We start from the raw sequence: 593 nt of genomic DNA on the forward strand, positions 1-593 counted from the left end.
TACTTACAGCTCCCCGAAGCATATCGGCGTTAGTCCCGTCCTTCATCGACTCCTAGTGTCAAGGCATCCACCGTGCGCCCTTTCTAACTTAACCAAACTAAAATTAAAAAATATGAGCTACACTGTTATCTAGTTTTCAAAGAACATACCATGCTATATAAAATAGCGTTTTGGTGGAGCCTAGCGGGATCGAACCGCTGACCTCCTGCGTGCAAGGCAGGCGCTCTCCCAGCTGAGCTAAGGCCCCAAATTGTATGGTGGGCCTAAATGGACTCGAACCATCGACCTCACGCTTATCAGGCGTGCGCTCTAACCAGCTGAGCTATAGGCCCATACAAATTGCGGAATTATTTTATATCATATTCTCTTTTAAGAGTCAATACGTTTATTGAACTCTCAAAACTAAACGAAAACAAAACACGGAAACTTATATTGATGAACAGTGTTCATCAATTCTCCATAGAAAGGAGGTGATCCAGCCGCACCTTCCGATACGGCTACCTTGTTACGACTTCACCCCAATCATCTGTCCCACCTTAGGCGGCTGGCTCCAAAAAGGTTACCCCACCGACTTCGGGTGTTACAAACTCTCG

2 tRNA genes and 2 rRNA genes are annotated in these 593 nt (G+C 46.0%); all 4 read right to left on the minus strand.

Features of this window, described 5'->3' with window-relative positions:
- Positions 1 to 94 (minus strand): 23S ribosomal RNA (locus AC1DIT_RS28355); the annotation flags it as partial.
- A 77-nt stretch (positions 95 to 171) separates the two neighbouring features.
- Positions 172 to 247 (minus strand) — tRNA-Ala (locus AC1DIT_RS28360).
- An 8-nt stretch (positions 248 to 255) separates the two neighbouring features.
- A tRNA-Ile gene (locus tag AC1DIT_RS28365) sits at positions 256 to 332 on the minus strand.
- Positions 333 to 463: 131 nt separating this feature from the next.
- Positions 464 to 593: ribosomal RNA gene (locus AC1DIT_RS28370) — 16S ribosomal RNA — on the minus strand; the annotation flags it as partial.

Source organism: Bacillus sp. 05T22, from assembly GCF_056396765.1.